4 protein-coding genes are annotated in these 4,641 nt (G+C 67.1%); 1 reads left to right on the forward strand and 3 read right to left on the reverse strand.

Annotated elements, in window-relative coordinates; translation table 11 throughout:
- The coding region (locus tag AB1I47_RS33300) for a citrate/2-methylcitrate synthase (RefSeq protein ID WP_354687911.1) at positions 1–196 on the reverse strand (196 nt) is incomplete at its 3' end.
- Between the two features lie 103 nt (positions 197–299).
- Entirely contained in the window at positions 300–1,208 is a 909-nt protein-coding gene (gene prpB, locus AB1I47_RS33305) for a methylisocitrate lyase (protein ID WP_354687912.1), read from the reverse strand.
- Between the two features lie 281 nt (positions 1,209–1,489).
- Here prpB and prpR point away from each other — a divergent pair, with 281 nt between their 5' ends.
- Positions 1,490–3,463, forward strand: a complete 1,974-nt coding sequence (gene prpR, locus AB1I47_RS33310) for a propionate catabolism operon regulatory protein PrpR (RefSeq protein ID WP_354687913.1) — start codon at positions 1,490–1,492, stop codon at positions 3,461–3,463.
- Between the two features lie 31 nt (positions 3,464–3,494).
- Here prpR and AB1I47_RS33315 read toward each other — a convergent pair whose 3' ends face one another.
- Positions 3,495–4,496, reverse strand: coding sequence for a cysteine synthase A (locus AB1I47_RS33315; RefSeq protein WP_354687914.1), 1,002 nt, complete (start codon positions 4,494–4,496; stop codon positions 3,495–3,497).
- Positions 4,497–4,641: the final 145 nt, after the last annotated feature.

A 4,641-nucleotide genomic window follows, 5' to 3' on the forward strand; every position in this document is an offset into this window, starting at 1 on the left:
GCTTGCCGTGCACCAGCAGGTGGGCGATCTCCTCGAACTCGCAGGCGTCGGCGATATCGAGGATGTCGTAGCCGCGGTAGTGCAGGTCGTTGCCGGTGCGGCCGACGGTGCACAGCGCGGTATTGCCGGCGGCAACGCCGGACAGCGCGACGGATTTCTTGGGCTTGGGCGTGACGAGCGGTTGCGCTTCGGACATCGGGGTCTCCTTGATGTGATGCCTGTCTGTTGTTGGCCGTGCTGTTGGCCGATTCCGGCCAAACGGCCGGGGCATGCCCGGCCGTGCCTGTGTCTGTGTTGTCTTACTTGCCCTTGCCTTGCGCGAACAGGGCGTCGAGCTTTTGCTCGAAGTCGTGGTAGCCAATGCTCTCGTAGAGCTCGGCGCGGGTCTGCATGGTATCGACCACGTTCTTCTGCGTGCCGTCGCGGCGGATGGCCGCGTAGACATTTTCGGCCGCCTTGTTCATTGCGCGGAAGGCCGACAGCGGATACAGCACCATCGACACGCCGGCACCGCCCAGTTCCTCGGTGGTGAACAGCGGCGTGGCGCCGAATTCGGTGATATTGGCCAGCACCGGCACCTTCACCGCATCGACAAACTTGCGGTACATGCCGAGATCGGTCATCGCTTCCGGGAAGATCGCATCTGCGCCGGCTTCTACGCATGCCACGGCACGCTCGATCGCCTTGTCCAGACCCTCGACGGCCAGCGCATCGGTGCGGGCCATGATGACGAAGTTCTCGTCGGTGCGGGCGTCGACGGCGGCCCGGATGCGGTCGACCATTTCACCTTGCGAGACGATTTCCTTGTTGGGACGGTGTCCGCAGCGCTTGGCGCCGACCTGGTCCTCGATATGCATGGCCGCCGCGCCGAACTTGATCAGCGATTTGGTGGTGCGGGCCACGTTGAACGCCGACGCGCCGAAGCCGGTATCCACGTCCACCAGCAGCGGCGTGTCGCACACGTCGGTGATGCGGCGGATATCGGTCAGCACGTCATCCAGGTTGGAGATGCCCAGGTCCGGCAGGCCCAGCGAGCCGGCCGCGACGCCGCCGCCCGACAGGTAGATGGCCCGGTAACCGGCGCGCTTGGCCAGCAGGGCGTGGTTGGCGTTGATGGTGCCGACCACCTGCAGCGGATGCTCGTCGGCAAGCGCCTGGCGGAAACGGGCGCCAGCGGAGCGCGCGAGGTCGGAAGCGGAGTAGGTCATTGGCGTATGCGTTGGTGAACAGAACAGGCGATAAGCGCAAGGGCTGTGCCACCCTTGGTCCCGGCAGCGTTGAAATCCCGCCGGCCCTTGCCAGCGTTGGGCTGGCGGGCATGATAGCGAACCTTGCGGCGCTCTGGGTGCCAAGATTTGAGCACATTTGCATTTCAAAACCGCAAAGGTGGGTTTCAAAGTTGAAATCAAGCCCGGCGTGACGGACAATGTGCCAGCACTGTACGCCTGTTCGATTCGCGCTTCACCAAGCGCCCACGCCGCATCGCACCATGAGCCCACCTGTCTCCCCGCCCGCGCGCCCGCGCATCTGGGCCATCGGCATCAGCCGCCTGGCGCGCGCCTTTGCCGACCTGATCCCGTCCTATTCCGCCCGCGCGGAATTCCGCATCGTCGGCAAGGGCTTCGAGGCCGCCGCCAGCGCGGTGGCGCGCGAGGTGCGCGAGGGCCGGCTCGACGTGGTGGTGGCCGGCGGCTCCAATGGTGCGTATCTGCGCCAGCATGTGGATGTGCCGGTGGTGCTGGTCAAGGTCACCGGCTTCGACGTGATGAGCGCACTGGCTACCGCGCGGCGCATTTCGCCAAGGGTCGCGCTGGTGACCCATGCGTCGACGTACGCCGAGGTCGACGAATTCGTGCGTGCGTTCTCGTTGTCGATCCCCGCCTATACCTACCTGACCGAGGACGATGCGGTCGCACTGGTAAAAGCGCTGAAGCAGGAAGGCATCCAGGTCGTGGTCGGCCCCGGCCTGGTCACCGACCTGGCCGACCGCTACGGCCTGACCGGCGTCTTTCTCTATTCCGGCAACTCGGTGCGCATGGCGCTGGAAGACGCCATTGAAGCCGCGCGGCTGCGCCGCATCGAGGCGACACGGCGCGACTATGTCAACACCATCCTGGCGCACCTGAACGAGGGCGTGGCGGCTGTCGACGCGGAAGGGCGGATCCAGTCGTTCAATCCCGCGATGGAACGCTTCCTCGGCACCTCGGCCACCGCCGCGGTCGGGCGCAAGCTGCAGACGCTGGCGCCCAACCTGGCGCTCGAAGGCGTGATGCAGAGCGGCGACAAGGAGCTGGAGGCGATCCACAAGCTCGGCGACAAGATGGTGGTGGTCAACCGCATCCCCATCGTCGGCGAGGCCGGCACCACCGGCGCGGTGCTGACCATCCAGGACGCCAGCGCGATCCAGCGCGTGGATCGCAACCTGCGCTCGCGCAGCCGCGCGCGGCCGGCGGGCGTGCGCTACAGCCTTGACGACCTGGCCGGCACCTCGGCCGCGATGACCGAACTGCGCGAGCTGGCGCGCCGCTACGCGGCGGTGGACTCGACCGTGCTGATCGGCGGTGAAAGCGGCACCGGCAAGGAAGTCCTGGCGCAGGGCATGCACGATGCCAGCCCGCGCCGCGCGTTCCCGTTCGTCGCGGTCAACTGCGCGGCCTTTCCCGAGGCGCTGCTGGAAAGCGAGCTGTTCGGCTACGAGGAGGGCGCCTTCACTGGCGCGCGCCGTGGCGGCAAGGCCGGCCTGTTCGAGTCGGCGCACAACGGCACATTGTTTCTCGACGAGGTCGGCGACATGCCGCCCGCGCTGCAGACCCGGCTGCTGCGCGTGTTGCAGGAAAAGCAGGTATTGCCGATCGGTGGGCTCGATGCCGTGCCGGTCAACGTGCGCGTGATCGCTGCCACCCATCGCGACCTGGCCGCGATGGTGCGCGATGGCAGTTTCCGCCAGGACCTGTACTACCGCCTCAATATCCTGCGCATCGAGATGCCGCCGCTGCGCGAGCGCACCGAAGACCTGCCAGAACTGGCCGAGCTCCTGTACCGGCGCGCGCAGGAACGCCTGGGCATGGACCGGCCCCAGCGCCTGCCTGGCGCGGCGCGCGCGCGGCTGGCGCGCTACGGCTGGCCCGGCAATATCCGCGAACTGGAGAACGTGACCGAACGGATTGCCGTGCTGGTGGCCGGGCGGCGGCTGGAAAGCGAGGCATTGTCGCGGGAGTTGCAGGCGGCCGCGCCTGAGTTGTTTGGCGATGCCCCCGCGTTGCAGGTGGATACCGACGTTGTCACTGCCGCGCGCGCAGCGCGCCCCCGTTCAGCCGGCCGATCGCTGGCCGGGGTCAAGCAATCCAGCGAAGTCGAACATATCCGGCGCGTACTGGCCGAATGCGGTGGCGACCGCACCGCGGCCTGCCATATCCTGGGCATCAGCCCGACCACGCTGTGGCGTCGGCTGAAGGCGGCCTAGCCTTTATTAAGCCGCCCGGGGGCAGGGGGTTTCACTGTACCGCGCCAATGCGCCGGAACGGGATCGGCTGCAGTCCCTTGGTCGCGAGCCACGCCTCGTTGAACAGCCGCCCCATATACAGGTCGCCGCGGTCGCACAGCAGCGTGACGATGGTATGCCCCGGCCCCATCTCGCGCGCCAGCGCCACGGCAGCGCCGACGTTGATCCCTGACGATCCGCCCAGGAACAGGCCTTCCTCGCGCAGCATGCGATAGACCATGTCCACGCAGGTCTGGTCGTCGATGCGCACCGCGTCGTCGATCGGCGTGTCCTGCAGGTTGGCCGTGACGCGGCTGGTGCCGATGCCTTCGGTGATCGAGCTGCCTTCGGCCTTGAGTTCGCCGTGCTTGACGAAGTTATAGAGGGCGCTGCCATGCGGGTCGGCCAGCACGATGCGCACGCCCGGCTTGTGTTCCTTCAGGCAACGGGCGATGCCGGCGAGCGAGCCGCCGGTGCCAGTGGAACAGGTAAAGGCGTCGATGCGCCCGGCGGTGTCCTGCCAGATTTCCGGTCCGGTGGTTTCGTAGTGCGCCTGGCGATTGGCCAGGTTGTCGAACTGGTTCGCCCAGATCGCGTTGTCGGTTTCTTCGGCCAGCCGGCCGGCGATCTTCTGGTAGTTGCCGGGGTCGGCATAGGGCTTGGCCGGGACCGGGCGGACCTCGGCGCCGAGCATGCGCAGCCGCTCCATCTTCTCCGGCGACTGCGTGTCGGGAATTACCACGATGCAGCGATAGCCGCGCGCCGCGCACAGGTGCGCCAGGCCAATGCCGGTATTGCCGGCCGTCCCCTCGATCACCGTGCCACCCGGCTTCAGCAGTCCGCGCTGCTCGGCATCGCGGATGATATACAGCGCCGCGCGGTCCTTGACCGAGCCGCCCGGATTGAGAAATTCCGCCTTGCCATAGATATCGCAGCCGGTTTCCTCGCTCACCCCGGCCAGCCGGATCAGCGGCGTGTTGCCGATGGTGCCGGCAAATCCATCCCTGGTTTCCATGGTGCACTCCCGCCGGGCCTGATGGCCGTTATCGGTCAATCTGAGTGATAGACCGGGGCAGCGCGAATGACAAGCGGTGGGGTGGGGTCGCAGGAGGGTGCCGGAAGTGGCGCGGATGACGCCTCGGGACGGCAGCGGGAAAAGC

The sequence above is a fragment of the Cupriavidus necator genome (genome assembly GCF_040578825.1).
Classification (GTDB): Bacteria; Pseudomonadota; Gammaproteobacteria; order Burkholderiales; family Burkholderiaceae; genus Cupriavidus; species Cupriavidus necator_E.